This window comes from Streptomyces sp. NPDC047117, from assembly GCF_040643545.1.
Classification (GTDB): Bacteria; Actinomycetota; Actinomycetes; order Streptomycetales; family Streptomycetaceae; genus Streptomyces.
On sequence record NZ_JBEYUN010000004.1, the window covers coordinates 288,097 to 305,834 of the forward strand.

15 protein-coding genes and 5 tRNA genes are annotated in these 17,738 nt (G+C 70.7%); 12 read left to right on the plus strand and 8 right to left on the minus strand.

Features of this window, described 5'->3' with window-relative positions; genetic code table 11:
* The first annotated feature begins 33 nt into the window (after nucleotides 1-33).
* Entirely contained in the window at nucleotides 34-1,797 is a 1,764-nt protein-coding gene (locus tag ABZ840_RS09810) for a dihydroxyacetone kinase family protein (RefSeq protein ID WP_361556073.1), read from the plus strand.
* A 149-nt stretch (nucleotides 1,798-1,946) separates the two neighbouring features.
* Here the strand turns inward: ABZ840_RS09810 and ABZ840_RS09815 are convergent, their stop codons facing one another.
* The 8 genes from ABZ840_RS09815 to ABZ840_RS09850 form a co-directional block, all read right to left on the minus strand.
* On the minus strand, nucleotides 1,947-2,525 hold the full coding sequence (locus tag ABZ840_RS09815; protein WP_073447656.1) for an ATP/GTP-binding protein: 579 nt from the start codon (nucleotides 2,523-2,525) through the stop codon (nucleotides 1,947-1,949).
* Nucleotides 2,506-3,111 carry a DUF742 domain-containing protein gene (locus ABZ840_RS09820; protein ID WP_361556076.1) on the minus strand — a complete coding sequence of 202 codons (606 nt, stop codon included), beginning with the start codon at nucleotides 3,109-3,111 and terminating at the stop codon, nucleotides 2,506-2,508. Before ABZ840_RS09820 ends, ABZ840_RS09815 begins: the two co-directional genes overlap by 20 nt.
* A gap of 84 nt (nucleotides 3,112-3,195) precedes the next feature.
* Nucleotides 3,196-3,609 carry a roadblock/LC7 domain-containing protein gene (locus ABZ840_RS09825; protein WP_030257992.1) on the minus strand — a complete coding sequence of 138 codons (414 nt, stop codon included), beginning with the start codon at nucleotides 3,607-3,609 and terminating at the stop codon, nucleotides 3,196-3,198.
* 10 nt (nucleotides 3,610-3,619) lie between these two features.
* Nucleotides 3,620-6,781 carry a nitrate- and nitrite sensing domain-containing protein gene (locus ABZ840_RS09830; RefSeq protein WP_361556079.1) on the minus strand — a complete coding sequence of 1,054 codons (3,162 nt, stop codon included), beginning with the start codon at nucleotides 6,779-6,781 and terminating at the stop codon, nucleotides 3,620-3,622.
* Nucleotides 6,782-7,111: 330 nt separating this feature from the next.
* Nucleotides 7,112-7,690 (minus strand): ATP/GTP-binding protein, encoded by a 579-nt coding sequence (locus tag ABZ840_RS09835; protein ID WP_361556082.1) that lies wholly within the window; start codon nucleotides 7,688-7,690, stop codon nucleotides 7,112-7,114.
* Complete coding sequence (locus tag ABZ840_RS09840) at nucleotides 7,671-8,072, minus strand: DUF742 domain-containing protein (RefSeq protein WP_361556085.1); 402 nt, start codon at nucleotides 8,070-8,072, stop codon at nucleotides 7,671-7,673. Before ABZ840_RS09840 ends, ABZ840_RS09835 begins: the two co-directional genes overlap by 20 nt.
* A 79-nt stretch (nucleotides 8,073-8,151) precedes the next feature.
* Nucleotides 8,152-8,565 carry a roadblock/LC7 domain-containing protein gene (locus tag ABZ840_RS09845; RefSeq protein WP_030257979.1) on the minus strand — a complete coding sequence of 138 codons (414 nt, stop codon included), beginning with the start codon at nucleotides 8,563-8,565 and terminating at the stop codon, nucleotides 8,152-8,154.
* A 9-nt stretch (nucleotides 8,566-8,574) separates the two neighbouring features.
* Nucleotides 8,575-12,432 (minus strand): nitrate- and nitrite sensing domain-containing protein, encoded by a 3,858-nt coding sequence (locus ABZ840_RS09850; protein ID WP_361556088.1) that lies wholly within the window; start codon nucleotides 12,430-12,432, stop codon nucleotides 8,575-8,577.
* A 370-nt stretch (nucleotides 12,433-12,802) separates the two neighbouring features.
* Between ABZ840_RS09850 and ABZ840_RS09855 the strand changes: the two genes are divergently transcribed.
* From ABZ840_RS09855 to ABZ840_RS09905, 11 genes are all read left to right on the plus strand, one after another.
* The gene (locus tag ABZ840_RS09855; protein WP_361556091.1) at nucleotides 12,803-12,985 is read left to right on the plus strand and encodes a hypothetical protein; all 183 of its coding nucleotides are present in this window, start codon (nucleotides 12,803-12,805) and stop codon (nucleotides 12,983-12,985) included.
* A gap of 41 nt (nucleotides 12,986-13,026) precedes the next feature.
* Nucleotides 13,027-13,212 (plus strand): hypothetical protein, encoded by a 186-nt coding sequence (locus tag ABZ840_RS09860; protein WP_361556094.1) that lies wholly within the window; start codon nucleotides 13,027-13,029, stop codon nucleotides 13,210-13,212.
* A 120-nt stretch (nucleotides 13,213-13,332) separates the two neighbouring features.
* Nucleotides 13,333-14,094, plus strand: a complete 762-nt coding sequence (locus ABZ840_RS09865; RefSeq protein WP_361556097.1) for a fumarylacetoacetate hydrolase family protein — start codon at nucleotides 13,333-13,335, stop codon at nucleotides 14,092-14,094.
* Nucleotides 14,087-15,568: a glutamate--tRNA ligase gene (gene gltX / locus ABZ840_RS09870; RefSeq protein ID WP_361556100.1), complete on the plus strand. Its 1,482-nt coding sequence runs from the start codon at nucleotides 14,087-14,089 to the stop codon at nucleotides 15,566-15,568. The genes ABZ840_RS09865 and gltX overlap by 8 nt, the downstream gene beginning before the upstream one ends.
* A gap of 142 nt (nucleotides 15,569-15,710) precedes the next feature.
* Nucleotides 15,711-16,310: a Uma2 family endonuclease gene (locus tag ABZ840_RS09875; protein WP_361556103.1), complete on the plus strand. Its 600-nt coding sequence runs from the start codon at nucleotides 15,711-15,713 to the stop codon at nucleotides 16,308-16,310.
* Nucleotides 16,311-16,335: 25 nt separating this feature from the next.
* Complete coding sequence (locus ABZ840_RS09880) at nucleotides 16,336-17,058, plus strand: HAD family hydrolase (protein ID WP_361556106.1); 723 nt, start codon at nucleotides 16,336-16,338, stop codon at nucleotides 17,056-17,058.
* Between the two features lie 87 nt (nucleotides 17,059-17,145).
* Nucleotides 17,146-17,217 (plus strand) — tRNA-Gln (locus ABZ840_RS09885).
* 58 nt (nucleotides 17,218-17,275) lie between these two features.
* A tRNA-Glu gene (locus ABZ840_RS09890) sits at nucleotides 17,276-17,348 on the plus strand.
* Between the two features lie 64 nt (nucleotides 17,349-17,412).
* A tRNA-Glu gene (locus tag ABZ840_RS09895) sits at nucleotides 17,413-17,485 on the plus strand.
* Between the two features lie 35 nt (nucleotides 17,486-17,520).
* Nucleotides 17,521-17,592: transfer RNA gene (locus ABZ840_RS09900), tRNA-Gln, on the plus strand.
* A gap of 47 nt (nucleotides 17,593-17,639) precedes the next feature.
* Nucleotides 17,640-17,712, plus strand: a tRNA-Glu gene (locus ABZ840_RS09905).
* The last annotated feature ends 26 nt before the right edge of the window (nucleotides 17,713-17,738 follow it).

Genomic DNA, 17,738 nt, shown 5'->3' on the forward strand with positions numbered 1-17,738 from the left:
TCCAACAGGGACGGAACAAAGGAGTGTGCCCTGATGACCACGACGCCCGACGGCCTCGGACACAACGCCGCGACCTTCCGCGAGGACTGGCTGGAAGGACTGGCCGACGCGTACGCGCGCACGCTCCGGAGGGTCCCCGGCACCTTCGGCGTGGTCGGCCGCCACGCCCCGCGTCCCGGCAAGGTCGCCCTCGTCATCGGCGGCGGCTCCGGCCACTACCCGGCCTTCGCCGGACTGGTCGGGCCCGGCCTCGCGGACGCGGCGGCGGTCGGCGACGTCTTCGCCAGCCCCAGCGCCGAGCAGATCTACCGCACCGCCAAGGCCGCCGACGGCGGCGCCGGCGTGCTGATGTCCTACGGGAACTACGCCGGCGACGTGATGCACTTCGGCCTGGCGGCCCGCCGCCTCGCCGCCGAGGGCGTGCCCGTGAACACCGTGCTGGTCACCGATGACGTGGCCAGCGGCCCGCCGCCGGTGGAGGGCCAGGAGATCGACCCCTCGCGCGACCGGCGCGGGGTCGCGGGCGACTTCTTCGTCTTCAAGGTGGCGGGCGCGGCCGCCGAGCGGGGCGACGACCTGGCCGGCGTGACCCGGCTGGCCGCCCGCGCCAACGCCATGACCCGCACCTTCGGCGCCGCCTTCGCGGGCTGCACGCTGCCCGGCGCTGCCGAGCCGCTGTTCACCGTCACCGAGGGCACCACCGAGCTGGGCATGGGCATCCACGGCGAGCCCGGCCTGCGCACCACCCGCCGCCTCACCGCGAGCGAGCTGGCCGACGAGCTGGTCGACAACCTCCTCCCGGAGCTGCCGCCGCTGCCCGAGGGCGGGGGCGGCGGCCGGGTCGCGGTGCTGCTCAACGGCCTCGGCCGGACCAAGTACGAAGAGATGTTCGTGGTGTTCCGGCAGGTCAACCGGCGTCTGAAGGCGGCGGGGCTGACGCCCTTCCGGCCGGAGGTCGGCGAGTTCGTCACCTCCTTCGACATGGCGGGCGTCTCGCTGTCGGTGATGGTCCTCGACGACGAACTGGCCGAGCTGTACGACGCGCCGTGCGACACCCCGGCCTTCCGCAGCCTGCCCGGGCCCCGTACGGACGCCGACGACGTACGGGAGACCGCGGCGCTGCCCGAGCAGCGGCAGCAGGCCGCGCCCTCCGCCGCCGACCTGCCCGCGACCGCAGCGCTCCAGGCCGCGCTCGACGCGGTCGCCGCGAACGAGGACGAGCTGGGCCGCCTCGACGGGGTCGCGGGCGACGGGGACCACGGCATCGGGATCGTGCGCGGGCTGCGCGCCGCGGTGGCGGCCGCGCGCGCCGACGAGCCGGGCCCTGCCGGTGACCCGCGCTCGGCGGGCCGTGCGCTGCTCGGCGCGGGCCTGGCCCTCGCGGACGCCTCAGGAGGCGCCTCGGGCGCGCTGTACGGGGCGCTGCTGGCCGAGACCGGCGCCGTCCTCGTACGGGCCCCGGAAGGCGCCTCCTGCACGACGGCGCTGCTCGCGGAGGCCGTGACCGCGGCGCAGCGGGCCGTGTCGGAGCTGGGCGGCGCCGCGGTGGGCGAGAAGACCATGCTGGACGCGCTGGACCCGTTCCGGGCCGAATTGGCGACGCGCGGCGGGGAGGACCTGGGTGCCGCGTGGCGCGCTGCCGCCGAGGTGGCCACGAAGGCGGCGGCCGCGACGGCGGAGCTGGTACCGGCCCGGGGGCGCGCGGCCCGCATGGGCGACATGGGGTATGGCCACGCCGACGCGGGTGCCACCTCGCTGGCCTTGATCGTCACCGCCGTGGGCAGCACGCTCCGCTGACGGCCGCGGTGCCGCGGTGGCCGGTCGCGCCCACGCGGCGGAGCCGCACGTCGACACGCTCCCGCGCCCCTGAACGCCCCTGGCGGGGCGTCCAGCGCGAAGGGCCCCGCACAGCAGAGTGTGCGGGGCCCTTCGCGTACGGGCGGGCGCTAGCGCAGGCGTGCCATGAGGGCGTGCTCCACGAGCGTGATGAGCGCGCTCTTGGCCTCGCTGCGGTGCCGTGCGTCCGTCGTGATGATCGGTGCGTCCGGGCCGATCTGCAGGGCCTCACGGACCTCGTCGGGGGTGTACGGCTGGTGCCCGTCGAAGCCGTTGAGGGCGATGACGAACGGCAGGCCGCTGTTCTCGAAGTAGTCCACGGCCGGAAAACAGTCCGCCAGGCGGCGGGTGTCCACCAGCACCACGGCGCCGATGGCGCCGCGGACCAGGTCGTCCCACATGAACCAGAACCGGTCCTGACCGGGCGTACCGAAGAGGTACAGGATCAGGTCCTGGTCCAGGGTGATACGGCCGAAGTCCATCGCCACCGTCGTGGTGGTCTTGTCCGGCGCGTGCGTCAGGTCGTCGATGCCCGCCGAGGCGGAGGTCATCACGGCTTCGGTACGCAGCGGATTGATCTCAGAGACGGCCCCGACGAAGGTCGTCTTGCCCACGCCGAAGCCGCCCGCCACCACGATCTTCGCGGAGGTGGTGGAGCGGGCTGCACCGCTAGAGCTTGCGAAGTCCACTGAGCACCCTTTCGAGCAGTGTCACATCTGGCTGTCCGCCGGCGGACTCGTCACCGCCGGGCTGATGAATGGCGACGAGTCCGGCCTCCGCCAGGTCGGCGACGAGGATCCGGGCGACGCCGAGGGGGATGGAGAGGAGCGCGGAGATCTCGGCGACCGACTTGATCTCGCGGCACAGATGGCAGATGCGCTGATGCTCCGGCAGCTGGCCCTGCAGCTGAGCCTGGCCGGCCGTGGTGTGCACCAGGGCCTCGATGGCGAGCTGGTAGCGCGGCCGGGTGCGGCCCCCGGTCATGGCGTACGGGCGGACCAGCGGGTTCTGCGCGCCACCGGTCGGCGCCGACGGCTCGGGCCGCCGGTGCGGCTGGACCGGTTCTATACGGGGAACCCGGGGCCCCTCGTCACCGTAGCCGTACGGCGACGGAGAGGGGCTGCCGTACGACGTGTCGTAGGGCTGCGGCGCGGGTGGCCGCGGCTGCCGGCGACTCGGTGCGGAAGGGAAGTTGAAGCGGTTGTACTGGGTTTCGCCCTGCGACTCGGGCTGATGCCCAAAATCGTACGGGTATCCGCTAGGGGGCGTTGCCACGTTTCCTCCTCCAACTTGCCGATCCGACGCCGGTCGCGCCACCGCACCCTATGGCGCGGTGGCGAGAAACGCACTGCCTGTCTGTCAGTTGAGAAGGCTGCCCTGCAGTTCGGCGCGCAGGTCGGGCGTGAGAACACTGCCCGCGCGGTCGACCAGAAGGGCCATCTCGTAACCGACGAGGCCGATGTCGCACTCGGGGTGCGCCAGTACGGCCAGCGACGATCCGTCCGAGACGGACATGATGAAGAGGAAGCCGCGCTCCATCTCCACCACGGTCTGATTGACGCTCCCGCCTTCGAAAATGCGGGAGGCACCCGAGGTCAGCGAGGTGAGCCCGGAGGCCACCGCCGCCAACTGGTCGGCTCTGTCCCGAGGGAATCCCTCGGACATGGCGAGGAGGAGACCGTCCGCGGAGACCACGACCGTGTGGGACACACCAGGGGTGTTGTCCACGAAGTTGGTGATCAACCAGTTCAGGTTCTGCGCCGCCTGGCTCATCGGGCTCACACTAACGCTCCTGATCGTAGGTGCTGCCGGGGCCGAAGCCCTGTTGGTCATTCTTGGGTGCCTCCATACCGGCACTGCGTCCCTGCTGGATGCCGCGGCGCAGGTTGCTCAGCCTGCCCCGGACGTCCTCGGGCGCGCGGGAGACCTGGGGGCCGCCCTGCAGGGTCTGCTCCGCCGTGCCCTCGACCAGGTTGGCCTTGGGCACGCGCCGGGGAAGACCGGAGGGAGTGATCCCGCCCGCCTTCGGCTCGCGAAGCTGCTCCGCTCGCTGCCAGCGCTCGTCGTTGGCGGTGCGCCAACCAAAGCTGTCCTCCGGCGTGCTCCGCTGTTGCGGGGGCGACGCCGACTCCTCGGGCTGCTGCCACTCCTGCTGGCCCGGCGCCTTGTCGCCTCCGCGGCGCGGAAGGCCGGCGTCTGTCAGCGAGTGGACTTCGCTCGGGGTGGGACCCGGACGATCGAATGCTACGCGTTCCTGCGGCTGCGCGGGAGCGTCCGGACCATTGTGGTCCGATTCCGCTTGTCCGCCGAAGTACCCCTGGAACGAAGCGGGTTCGCTCCAGGCGGGACGCTGCTGGTCCTGCGCCGGGTACTGCGGCTGCTCACCAGTGGCTTGCGAAGGCCCCTGGTCAAACATGTTCCCGCCGCCGAACGACGGGGTGCCGTAGTCGCCGCCGGCAGGCTCGTCATAGCCCTGCCCGCCGGGCTCCTGGGGGGCGTACGGCTGCTGCTGGAAGCCGTCGTACGCGCCGCCCGAGCCCTCCGCTTCGCCACGCCGGGGGAGCCCGCCGAAGTCCTGCGCCGGGTTCTGTGCCGGCTCCTGGCCCTGCTGCGCACCGTTCTGCGGAGCGCCGCTCTGGGCCTCCAGCGCCGCGCGGCGCTCCTCGCGGAGCAGCGAGCGGCCCACGGGGTCGAGGTCCCGGCCGTCGTCCGACGGCCGGTAGTGGTCGTCGAAGCCGAGCTCGGCCGCGGTCCGGATGTCGGGCTGCTGGGTGAACGACTGCGGGTGCTCCGGCATGATCCGGGAGACCGTGAAGTCGTCCTCGAACCGGTCCTCGCCGCCACCGCCGTGCGTGATCGCCTCCGGCAGCATGACCAGCGAGGTGGTGCCGGCCGTCTCGCCCGAGGGGCGCAGCTGGACGCGGATGCCGTGCCGGTCCGCCAGCCGGCCGACCACGAACAGGCCCATGCGCTGGGAGATCGCGATGTCGACGGTCGGCGGGTTGGCCAGCTTGTGGTTGATGTCCGCGAAGTCCTCGGGGGTGAGCCCGATGCCCTTGTCGTGGATCTCGATCATCACGCGGCCGTCCGGGAGACGGGTCGCGGTGACCCGCACCTTGGTCTGCGGCGAGGAGAACGTGGTGGCGTTCTCCAGCAGCTCCGACAGCAGGTGCACGAGGTCGGTCACGGCCTGGCCGTGGATCTCGCTCTCCGGGACGCCCTGGAGCTCGATGCGCTCGTAGGACTCCACCTCGGAGGTGGCCGCGCGCAACACGTCCACCAGCGGGACCGGCTGGGTCCAGCGGCGGCCGGGCTCCTCGCCCGCGAGGATGAGGAGGTTCTCGCCGTTGCGCCGCATACGGGTGGCGAGGTGGTCCAGGCGGAAGAGGCTCTCCAGCTGGTCCGGGTCCGCCTCGTTGTTCTCCAGGTCGGTGATGAGCGTCAGCTGCCGCTCGATCAGGCCCTGGTTGCGGCGCGAGAGGTTGGTGAAGATCGCGTTGACGTTGCCCCGCAGCAGCGCCTGCTCGGCGGCCAGCCGCACGGCCTCGCGGTGGACCTGGTCGAAGGCGCGCGCGACCTCGCCGATCTCGTCGGTGGTGGAGATCGGGATCGGCTTGATCCGGGTGTCGACCCGGCCCGGGTCCGTACGGGAGAGCTGGTCGACCAGCATCGGCAGCCGCTGCTCCGCGATGCCGAAGGCGGCGGTGCGCAGCTCCTGCATGTTGCGGGTCATCGAGCGGGCCATCAGGCCCGCGATGAGGAAGGCGATGATCAGCGCGCCCAGCGCGACACCGGAGTCCACGAAGGTGGTCTGCTGCGCGTCGGACGAGATCTGCGCGGCCTCGGCCACCGCCTTGTCGGCGAGGTCCTTCTCGATGCCGCGGTACATGTCGAACTTGCCGGTGGCGGCCGTGTACCAGGTCTTCGGGGTGACGCCCTTGGCGGCGAGCAGCTGCGGCGAGGCGCCGGAGGAGATCGCCTGGACCATCTGGTCCATGGTCGGCGGCGCCTGGAAGGTGCGCCCGGCCGCGGCGGACTTCCGCTTGGCCTCGGCCGCCTGCTCCTGCGCCTTCTTCTTCAGCGCGGCCGAGTCCGACTTCAGGCGTGCGATGTCCTCGGGGGTGCCGCCGGAGGTGTACTCGCCGATGGCGATGCCCTCCAGGTAGGCGTACGAGGCGTAGGCGGTCAGCTGCTTCTTGCGCTCCTTGGCGTCGGACGCCGGGTGCACCAGCAGGTGGGTGCCGATGGAGCGCTGCAGTGACGTGGCGGCCTTGGCCAGCGAGACGGCATAGACCGTACGGCCGTAGGAGGTGATGTTGCCGGTGCCCAGACCCAGCTCGTTGGAGAACTCCATCAGCGGGTGCTGGACCTCGGTGTAGCCCTCCTCGGTCTGCACGCCGGTCAGCTGCGAGGTGTAGGCGGCCTTGCGCAGCGCGTCGAGCTTGGGCTCGACCTTCTCGAAGACCGCGAGGCGGCGCTTCAGGCCCGGCTTGTCGGGCATGTTCTTGACGGCGTCGTGGAAGTCGGCCGCGGCCGCGTCGGTGTCGGCGCGGGCGTCGCGGACGGCCGGGTCGTTCTGCTTGCCCTGGAGGAGCGGCGCCGCGGTGCGGTCGCGCTCGTCGACGAGGGCCTGCCCGTAGGAGGCGGCGGCCTGGACCAGCTTCGCGGTGTTCTCGGCGTCCTGCGCCTCGTTCCAGGTACCGACCGAGGTGTTCACCCGCAGTCCGGCGAAGATCAGCGCCAGGATCACGGGGAGCAGCAGGATCGCGTTCAGGCGGGTGGCCACCCGCCAGTTGCGCGGGGACATCCGGTTGCCGCGTACCGGCTGGGCGGTCAGCGGACTTTCGGGCGCGTCGGAAGGCGACGCCGTACTACGCGGCGGCGGTGTGAAGTTGCCCCGCTGCGCCGCCTGCTGCGGCGCGGGGCCCGACTTGCTTCGCCTCACTCGACCAACAACCTCTCGGCGCCGGCACGTCTCTCACTGTGCCGTTTCGTTCTGGGCGTTACCTACTCCGGAGTTCAGCGAATTCCAGCACGTCAGGGCCGCGCGTTCCAAACAGTGCGCAAAAGATGAGCAAGGCCGGTGGGGCGCCAGATAAAAGGGGCGTTAAGGGCGAGGCACGGCAAAAGCCGGGGTGAAAGTGAACACAGCGAAGCCAGCTGTGCGCATCCGGTGTCCAGGTGCTGGGATTTCTCTGTCGAAACGTTATGAACGCCGGGGCCCGGCGTGTCCAAGGACACAACGGGCCCCGGCGCAACTGACCACGTCGAAGCGCTACTTGAGCCGCGCCATCAGAGCGTGCTCGACCAGCGTGATGAGGGCACCCTTGGCCTCGCTGCGGTGCCGCGCGTCGGTGGTGATGATCGGCGCGTCGGGGCCGATCTGCAGCGCCTCCCGAACCTCGTCCGGGGTGTACGGCTGGGCTCCGTCGAAGCCGTTCAGCGCGATCACGAACGGCAGGCCGCTGTTCTCGAAGTAGTCCACAGCGGGGAAGCAGTCGGCGAGCCGGCGGGTGTCGACCAGCACCACGGCGCCGATCGCACCGCGGACCAGATCGTCCCACATGAACCAGAAACGGTCCTGGCCGGGCGTGCCGAAAAGATAAAGGATCAAATCCTGATCGAGGGTGATACGCCCGAAATCCATGGCGACGGTGGTCGTCGTCTTGTCCTGCACGTGGCTGAGGTCGTCGATGCCCGCCGAAGCGGACGTCATCACGGCCTCGGTGCGCAGCGGATTGATCTCGGAGACCGCCCCGACAAAGGTGGTTTTGCCCACGCCGAAACCGCCCGCCACCACAATCTTCGCGGACGTGGTCGAACGGGACTCGGCCTCAGAGCTTTCGAAGTCCACTGAGCACCCTCTCCAGCAAGGTCACATCGGGCGTGCCGCCGGCCTCACCGCTGCCACCGGGCTGGTGGATCGCCACCATGCCGGCCTCGGCCAGGTCGGCGACCAGGATTCTGGCCACCCCCAGCGGTATGTGGAGCAGCGCGGAGACCTCCGCCACCGACTTGACCTCGGCACACAGATGGCAGATGCGCTGGTGCTCCGGCAGCAGTCCGGGCAGCTGGGAGGGATCGGCCGTGGTGCTGACCAGCGCCTCTATGGCGAGCTGGTAACGCGGCCGGGTCCGGCCTCCGGTCATCGCGTAGGGGCGGACCAGTGGCTGGTCGCCCCCGTCGGCGTACGGGGTATGGCCGTACGGGCCGGGCGAAGCGGGTGGCGGGGTCATGGGTCCTCCGGGCTGGACAACTGGCTGTCGTCGGGTCGGGCCGGTGGGGGGAACTGCGGCACGTGGAATCGGTGGTGGATCAGTTGAGCAGGCTGCCCTGCAGCTCGGCGCGCAGGTCCGGTGTGAGGACGCCCCCCGCGCGGTCGACGAGCAGGGCCATCTCGTAACCGACGAGGCCGATGTCGCACTCGGGGTGCGCCAGTACGGCCAGCGACGATCCGTCGGAGATGGACATGAGGAAGAGGAAGCCGCGCTCCATCTCCACCACGGTCTGGTTGACGTTCCCGCCCTCGAAGATGCGGGAAGCGCCGGATGTCAGGGAGGTGAGCCCGGAGGCCACCGCGGCGAGCTGGTCGGCCCGGTCCCGCGGGAAGCCCTCGGACATCGCGAGCAGCAGACCGTCGACCGAGACGACCACCGTGTGGGACACCCCGGGGGTGTTGTCCACGAAGTTGGTGATCAACCAGTTCAGGTTCTGCGCCGCCTGGCTCATCGGACTCAACTAACGCTCCTGCTGGTGAGTGGGGTCCACGAGGGGATGCGTGCCGGTGTGCCCGGCCTGCCGCCCCTGCTGGATGCCCCGGCGGAGATTGGTCAGCCGGCCGCGCACGTCGTCCGGCGAGCGGGAGACCTGCGGTCCGCCCGGCCGGGGTTCCTGCTGCGCGGTGCCTGCGACCAGATTGGCACGTGGGACCCGGCGCGGCAGCCCGGAGGTGGTGACCCCGCCGGCCGCCGGCTGCCGGACCTGCTCGGCCCGGCGCCACACGTCGTCGTTGGGCGAGGTACGCCACTGCGCCTGCGCCTGCGCGCCGCTGCCGGCCGGCTCACGCCGGGGCAGCCGCGGCGCCTCGGGGGCACTCTGCGGCCGGCTCGGCTGCTCCTGCTCCTGCGCCGCGCTGCCGCCCGGCTGGGTGAACCAGTTCGACTCGATCGTGTCGAAGATCGGCGTACGGCCGTCGCCGCCCGTGTCGCGCGGCGCGGGGCCGCCGAGGTAGTCGGCGTCGTCCGGCGCGTTGCGCGGCTGCTGCTGCAGCGGCACCTCGCCGGTACGGGGACCGCGCCCGAAAGCGTCGTCCCGCCCGAAAGCGTCGTCGCGTCCGAAGGCGTCGTCCCGGCCGAACGCGTCGTCGCGTCCGTAGGAGTCGGCGTCGTACGCCTGACCGCCGCGTGCCGGGGCCTCCTCGCCGCGGGCGGGCGCCTGGGCGTTCTCCTCGGCGGGGCGGCCGTCCTGCGCGGACTGCGGGGCGAACTCGCCGCTCCACATGGGACTGCTGGGCCCGGCGGGCGCCGCGGGAGGCGTGGGGGCCTCCTCGGCGGGCTGCCCGGACGACGGGGCCGACGGCAGCGTGAACTCACCGCTCCACATCGGCCGGCTGCCCTGCGCGGGACCGCCCTGCGCCGGGCCGCCCTGTGCGGGGCCGTCGTCGCGGGCCGGGGCGTCCGCGCCGGGGCGCGGGCCGCCGAAGTCGGGACGCTCGAACTGCGCCGTGTCACCGGGACCGCCGGCCGCCGGCTGCGAGAACTGCCCGGGGGCCTCGGGCCGCTGGAACTGCCCGGTCGTCTCCGGACGCTCGTACTGGCCGGTGTTCCCGGGCTGCGGGAACCGGCCCGTGGTCTCCGGACGCTCGTACTGCGCCGGGAGCTCCGGACGGCCGTGGCCGCCGGCCGTGCCGGGCTCCTCGTGGCCGCGCGGGCGGTCCTCCTGGGGGCGCCGGGGCGCCAGCGGCCAGTCGTCGGCCGCCTCGCCGCGCTCACGCCGCGCACCCCAGCTGGAACCGGGCTGCTGCGCGTGCTGCTGCGAAGCGGACGCGTCCTGACCCGCGGCGGGACCGCCGGTCAGCTCGCCGGCCAAGCTGCGCGTGGGCAGCTGCGGCCGCTCGCCGCGCGGCGCGGGCGCACCGGTGGGCGGGGCGACGGTCGGCTGGTGGTTCGCGGCCGGCGGCTGGGCCGGCTCACCGCCGCGCACCGGCAGCGAGGGCCGGTCCTGGCCGGCGGGCGCCGCCGGACGGTTGCCGAAGGCGTCGTTCTGCGGACGGGTGGGGGCGCCGGGAGCGCCACCGGGGGCACCGCCGGGCGCGCCCGCGCCGGGGCGGGTGGGCAGCGCCGTACGGGGGCCCGCGCCGACCTGGCCGCGCGGCTGGAGGCCGGCGAGCCGGCTGGAGTGCTGGCCGCCCGCTTCACCGGCGCCGCGGCCGCCCTGGGGCTTGCCGGACTTGCCGCCCGGGCCGGCCTTCTTGTTGGCGCCGCCGCTCTGCGCGACGTCCACCGGCAGCATGACCAGGGCGGTCGTACCGCCGGAGTCGGAGGGCCGGAGCTGGACGCGGATGCCGTGCCGCAGGGACAGGCGGCCGACCACGAAGAGGCCCATCCGGCGGGACACCGAGACGTCCACGGTCGGCGGGCTGGCGAGGCGCTCGTTGATCGCCGAGAGGTCCTCGGGGGAGAGGCCGATGCCGGTGTCGTGGATCTCGACCAGCACACGGCCGTCGGGCAGCGCGTGACCGGTCACCTTGACCTTGGTCTGCGGCGAGGAGAACGAGGTGGCGTTCTCCAGCAGCTCGGCGAGGAGGTGCACGAGGTCGTTGACGACGCGGCCGGCGACCTCGGTGGTCGGCACGGCGCTCAGTTCGATGCGCTCGTACTGCTCCACCTCGGAGGCGGCGGCGCGCAGGACGTCGACCAGCGGGACCGGGCGGGTCCAGCGGCGGCCCGGCTCCTCGCCCGCGAGGACGAGGAGGTTCTCGCCGTTACGGCGCATGCGGGTCGCGAGGTGGTCGAGCTTGAACAGCGAGGAGAGCTGGTCGGGGTCGGCCTCGCGGGACTCCAGCTCCGAGATCAGCGACAGCTGCCGCTGGATGAGGCCCTGGCTGCGGCGCGAGAGGTTGGTGAACATCGCGTTGACGTTGCCCCGCAGCAGCGCCTGCTCGGACGCCAGCCGGACGGCCTCGCGGTGCACCTCGTCGAACGCGGTGGCCACCTTCCCGATCTCGTCCCGGCTGTGCACGCCGACGGACTCGACGGAGGTGTCGACCTCCTGCGGGTCGGCCTCGGAGAGCTGCTTGACCAGCTCGGGCAGCCGCTTCTGGGAGACGGTCTGGGCGGTGTCCTGCAGGCGGCGCAGCGAGCGGACCATGGAGCGGGAGACGACGAACGCGCCGATCAGCGAGATGCCGAGGACGAGCAGGATCACGGCACCGTTGATGATGGCGCCGGTGGTCGCGTCGTTGCGCAGCTCGCGGGACTTCTGCTCCATCTGGGAGAGCAGCGTCGTCTCGATGCGCGACATCAGGCTGATCTTGTTGGTGTCGAGGTCGTACCAGTCCAGGTACGACATCTCCTCACCGCGGATGCCCGACTCGGTCTTGAAGCTGCGGTCGGCGAAGGAGTTCGCGTGCTCGATGTCGTCGTTGCCGCTGTCCAGGCCCTCCATGAGGGAGGCGGCGCCGGGGTAGATGTTGGAGAACCGCTTGAGCGCGGACTCCTCGTTGTCCTCGGCGGTACGGCCGGCCAGCCGGTCGTTGGCGGACAGGTGCGCGTGGCCCTTGTGCGCCAGACCGGCACTGACGAAGGCCCGCTGCATCGACGCGTACTCCTTGGCGGAGGAGAACGCGGCCAGCGAGCGGGTGCTCTGGATCATCTCCGGGTTGCTGGTCGCCTGCGCCATGTCCTGGGAGAGCGCGAGCAGGGAGGTGATGAGCTGGTTGTACGCGCTGATCGTCTGGGCGACGTTCTCCTTGTCGGAGTACGCCTTGTTGCGGACCTCGTTGAGGGTGCCCAGCTGGCGCTGGATGTCGACGATCGTGGCGCGGACGCCGGCCATGGAGCCGCGCACCGAGTCGATGTCGTCGGTGTGCTCCTTGAACGACTTGACCGCGCGGTCGGTCTCCTCGCGCGGCGCCACGACATCGGTGTCGTCCTTGGTGTTGCCCGAGCCGGCGACCGGGCCGGCCGAGCGGTCCCGCTCCTCCTGGAGGGCGTCGGCGAGCTCGGTGGCCTGCCGCGTCATCTCCGTGAGGAGCTGCATGCGGTCCAGCTGGTCGATGTTGTCCAGCTCGCTGCTGATCCGCAGACCGCCCAGGGTCGTGGCGGCGACCACGGGCAGGGCGATCAGGGAGACCAGGCGCGTGCTGATGCGCCAGTTGCGCAGCGACAGACGGGTCCCGGGCCCCGTGGGGCCCTTGACCTTGGGGCGCTCGGCGGCGGAGTCGCCGGCCGGCGCCGGGTCGGTCCGGTCGGTCGGCAACGTGCCGCTCGCCGGACCGTTGCTCTGGGCGCGCTGCTGCGAGGAGGCGCGGTCGGTCCCGCCGCGCAGCTCCGGGTCAGCCGCAGCGCTGCCATCCCTCTTGAAACGTCCCTGCACTAGCGTCGCAACCTCTGGACCAGGCGTCCCTCCGCGTAACGGCGGGACGGTGTCGAGTCGTAGGGGGCCGCGGGCCCCATGGCGGTCGTGAGTGTGACCGGAGGGCTGCTCCCTCTGGCGAAGAGAGCGGCACCCACCGCGCGGCGCTGCTCTGCGCCCCCTGCGCGCCGTGTGAAACATGCGGCGGTCCGGGGAATTCCAGCACAGTGCCGGAGCAGCAACAAGAGCGGAGGCCCTGGCTGTGACATGTGTGACGCAATGTATGGAGTGAGTAACGAGTCGTAGAAGCTCCTGCCCCTTATAACGGACTTTTGCGAGCGTTCCGGTCGCCATAGCGCGCCGCCCCGGGTTCGGTAAAGGGGAGTGGAACGTGCACTTCGATCCGCCAATGTCCGTTTCGGCGGTGGTTTTCGATCATGAAAATTGCGGCATTTGCCACACTGTTCGTGAGCAAACTCACATGATGATCGTCGACTTGGCCGCACCGCGGACGGGAATAGCGCGCATAGCCTTGCGCTTTACACAGGTGCCGCTATCGCCCAGCGGCACCTGAGCCATGTCCACCACGACGCGAGATACGCGAGGCATTCCGCAGTGAAGACGACGATGATGTTCCGCTCCATAGCCAACCCGCGGCGCACCACTCTGATGCACCTGAAGGACGCGGACGAGCTGCAGACCGCACCGGTCGAGGAGAACGTGGCCCCGGAGCACGCCGTCGAGCTGCCCGCCCAGACCGCCAACCCCCGCCGCACCGTCCTCATGACCGCGCCCGAGTAGGACGCGACGCACAAAACGGGGCAGCACGCCCCGTACGAAGAGGACAGAGGGCGGGCGCTGCTCCCGCGATAGCCTGGGTTGTCCACTCCCGGTTAGAGATCAAGAGGGGCAGCGGCTTCCGTGCGCATCGCCAGATTCTCCATCGACGGCAACGTCGGCTTCGGCGTCGTCGAGGGCAACGACCTCGACGTCATCAAGGGACACCCCTTCGCCGAGTTCGAGCGCTCGGGGCAGAAGGTCCCCCTGGACAAGGTGCGGCTGCTGCCGCCCGTCCTCCCGAACAAGGTCGTGGCCATCGGCCGCAACTACGCCGAGCACGCCAAGGAGCTCGGCAACGAGGTCGACGACGTACCGGTCGCCTTCTTCAAGCCCTCCACCTCCGTGGTCGGCCCCGGCGACCCCGTCGTGTACCCCTCCTTCTCGCAGGAGGTGCACCACGAGGCCGAGCTGGCCGTCGTCATCGGCCGCATGTGCCGCGAGGTGCCCCGCGAGCGCGTCAAGGACGTCGTCCTCGGCTACACCTGCGCCAACGACGTCACCGCCCGTGACATCCAGAAGCGCGAGAAGCAGTGGGCCCGGGCCAAGGGCTTCGACAGCTCCTGCCCGCTCGGCCCCTGGATCGAGACCGAGCTGGACCCGAGCGACCTGACCGTCCAGTGCACGGTCAACGGCGAACAACGCCAGCTGGGCCGCACCAGCGAGATGGTCCGCTCGATCGAGGATCTGATCGTCCACATCACCGAGGCGATGACGCTGCTCCCCGGCGACGTCGTCCTCACGGGCACCCCCGCGGGGGTCGGCCCGCTCAACGTCGGCGACGAGGTCGCCGTCACCATCGAAGGCATCGGCACTCTCACCAACAAGGTGATCAAGCGTGGCTAACGCGACCCCCGTCCGCGTACGTTTCTGTCCCTCGCCGACCGGCAACCCCCACGTGGGCCTGGTCCGCACCGCCCTCTTCAACTGGGCGTTCGCCCGGCACCACCAGGGCTCCCTGGTCTTCCGGATCGAGGACACCGACGCGGCCCGCGACTCCGAGGAGTCCTACAACCAGCTCCTGGACGCCATGCGCTGGCTGGGCTTCGACTGGGACGAGGGCCCCGAGGTCGGCGGCCCGCACGCCCCGTACCGGCAGTCCCAGCGCATGGACATCTACCAGGACGTCGCGCAGAAGCTCCTGGACGGCGGCTACGCCTACCACTGCTACTGCACCGCCGAGGAGCTGGACGAGCGCCGCGAGGCCGCCCGCAAGGCCGGCAAGGCCTCCGGCTACGACGGCAAGTGCCGCACGGTCACCCCCGAGCAGAAGGCCGCGTACGAGGCCGAGGGCCGCACCTCGATCGTCCGCTTCCGGATGCCCGACGAGACGATCACCTTCACCGACCTGGTCCGCGGCGAGCTGACCTTCCAGCCGGAGAACGTCACCGACTACGGCATCCTCCGGGCCAACGGCGCGCCGCTGTACACCCTGGTCAACCCGGTCGACGACGCGCTCATGGAGATCACCCACGTCCTCCGCGGCGAGGACCTGCTCTCCTCCACCCCGCGCCAGATCGCGCTCTACAAGGCGCTGATCGAGCTGGGCATCGCCAAGCAGGTACCGGCCTTCGGCCACCTGCCCTACGTCATGGGCGAGGGCAACAAGAAGCTCTCCAAGCGGGACCCGCAGTCCTCGCTGAACCTCTACCGCGAGCGCGGCTTCCTCCCCGAGGGCCTGCTGAACTACCTCTCGCTCCTCGGCTGGTCCTTCTCCGAGGACCAGGACCTCTTCTCCATCGACGAGATGGTCGCGAAGTTCGAGATCGAGGACGTCAACGCCAACCCGGCCCGCTTCGACCTCAAGAAGGCCGAGGCCATCAACGCGGACCACATCCGCCGCCTCGACGTGAAGGCCTTCACCGAGGCCTGCACCCCGTGGCTGCAGGCCCCGTACGCCCCCTGGGCCCCCGAGGACTTCGACCGGGCAGCGTGGGAGGCCATCGCCCCGCACGCCCAGACCCGCCTCACGGTCCTCTCCGAGATCACCCAGAACGTCGACTTCCTCTTCCTGCAGGAGCCGGTCTTCGACGAGGCGTCCTGGACCAAGGCGATGGGCAAGGGCGACCCGGTCGCGCTGCTCACCACCGCCCGCGCCAAGCTGGAGACCGCGGACTGGTCGAGCCCCGAGGCCCTCAAGGAGGCCGTCCTGGCCGCCGGCGAGGAGCACGGCCTCAAGCTCGGCAAGGCCCAGGCCCCGGTCCGCGTCGCCGTCACCGGCCGCACGGTGGGCCTCCCCCTCTTCGAGTCCCTCGAAGTCCTCGGCAAGGACCGCACCCTGGCCCGCATCGACGCCGCCCTGAAGAAGCTGGGCGCGTAACCGCCCACCCCTGAAGAGGGGCGCCGACCACACCGGTCGCCGCCCCTCTTTCGTGTATGACTGAGAGTGCAGGAACGTCTACGCAGGGGCGGTGCCGGAGATGAAGCGGAACACTGAGCGTGACGCGACTAGGAGGACGCCCATGACTGCGCTCGCCGAGCGGCCGCACATGCTGCAACAGCAGATGTCTCTGGACCTCTTCGAAGAGCTGGCTCGTATCGCCATGCACCATGACGACGGCCCGCGTCTTGAGTTCATTGACGGACGGCTGGGGGTCAAGGCGATGGCGAACGGTGATCACGGGAGGTTCATTCAATGGCTGACGCGCCTCTGCCTGCAGGCGCGTCCTGAGCTCTGGGTCCACCCTGAACAGGGCCTGTGCGTCGGGGCCTACTGCGGTGGTCGTGCGCGACCGGACGGCATGCTTGCGCCGAGTGATGCGTTCGTCGGGGCGGGGGAGTGGGCCGATCCGGACCCGGTTCTCATGACCGTCGAGGTGACGTCGTACGACTCGGACGCCGACCGCCGGGACCGGAGGGACAAGCCCCGCGCCTACGCAGAGGCCGGCATCCCCGTCTACCTGCTGATCGACCGGGACAGCTGCGAGGTGAAGGTCTTCTCCCAACCGGACGGCGTCCGCTACGAGCAGGTCCAGATCATTCCGTTCGGCAAAGAGGTCCACCTCCCCGACCCCGTGAACCTCACCCTCGACACCGAGCCCCTGAAGAACTGGGTCTCCTGAAGCATGCGCCGGTACCGTGCGGGACATGCCGATACGCGCGGTTCTCTGGGATGTCGATGACACGATCTTCGATTACGCGAGCGCCGACCGCGCCGGGATGCAGGCGCATCTTCTTGCCGAGGGGCTGACCGGCGGGCATCCGTCCGTCGATGCGGCCCTCGTGCGGTGGAAGGAGCTCACCGAGCTGCACTGGCGGCGGTTCGAGAACGGCGGCGTCGCCTTCGAGGCGCAGCGCCGCGACCGCGTGCGGGACTTCCTCGGTACGCCGTCGATGAGCGACGAGGAGGCCGACGACTGGTTCGGGCGGTACCTCGCGCACTACGAGGCCGCCTGGGCGCTCTTCCCGGACACGTTGCCGGCCCTGGAGCTGCTGGCGGCGGACTACCGGCACGCGGTGCTCTCGAACTCCTCCGTCCGCAACCAGGACCGCAAGCTGCGCGTCCTGGGCGTGCGGGACCGTTTCGAGGCGCTGGTGTGCGCGGCGGACCTGGGGGTCGCCAAGCCCGCCGCCGGGGCCTTTCACGCCGCATGTGAGGTCCTGGGACTGCCGCCGGCGGAGGTGGCGTACGTGGGGGACCAGCCCGACATCGACGCGCGCGGGGCCGTCGCCGCAGGGCTCACCGGCATCTGGCTGGACCGCCGGGGACTGGGCGGCCGTCCCGAGCTGGTCCGGATCACCGGCCTGAACCAGCTGCCCGGGCTGCTGCGCGGCGATACGCGTTTTGGAGCGCCGGACACCTTCGGGTAATGTTCTTTCTGCGCCGCCCGAGAGGGCCGAGAGGCCCGGCCGGGAAGCGTAACCCGAACAAAATCCCCGCAGGGGGTTGCGTTTTGGTGGCCTATGGTGTAATTGGCAGCACGACTGATTCTGGTTCAGTTAGTCTAGGTTCGAGTCCTGGTAGGCCAGCAAGAGATCATCTTTTGCGTCATCGCACGTCGAAGCACGTCTCTTGATTGCAGTGCAAGCCCCCGTTGTGTAGCGGCCTAGCACGCCGCCCTCTCAAGGCGGTAGCGCCGGTTCGAATCCGGTCGGGGGTACAGATCCTTTCAACCCACCTCCTTCGGGTCGCTCCCGGATGCGGTGATGATGAGGATCGCTAGGGCCCCCGTTGTGTAGCGGCCTAGCACGCCGCCCTCTCAAGGCGGTAGCGCCGGTTCGAATCCGGTCGGGGGTACTGGTGGACCGATCCTGGATTGGTCTACACCACCATGGCCTATGGTGTAATTGGCAGCACGACTGATTCTGGTTCAGTTAGTCTAGGTTCGAGTCCTGGTAGGCCAGCGCAGTTGAGCAGGTGAACTGCACCTCCTGCTGATCACAGCAGACCAGCCCCCGTTGTGTAGCGGCCTAGCACGCCGCCCTCTCAAGGCGGTAGCGCCGGTTCGAATCCGGTCGGGGGTACAGAAGAAAGGCCCTTCACTTCGGTG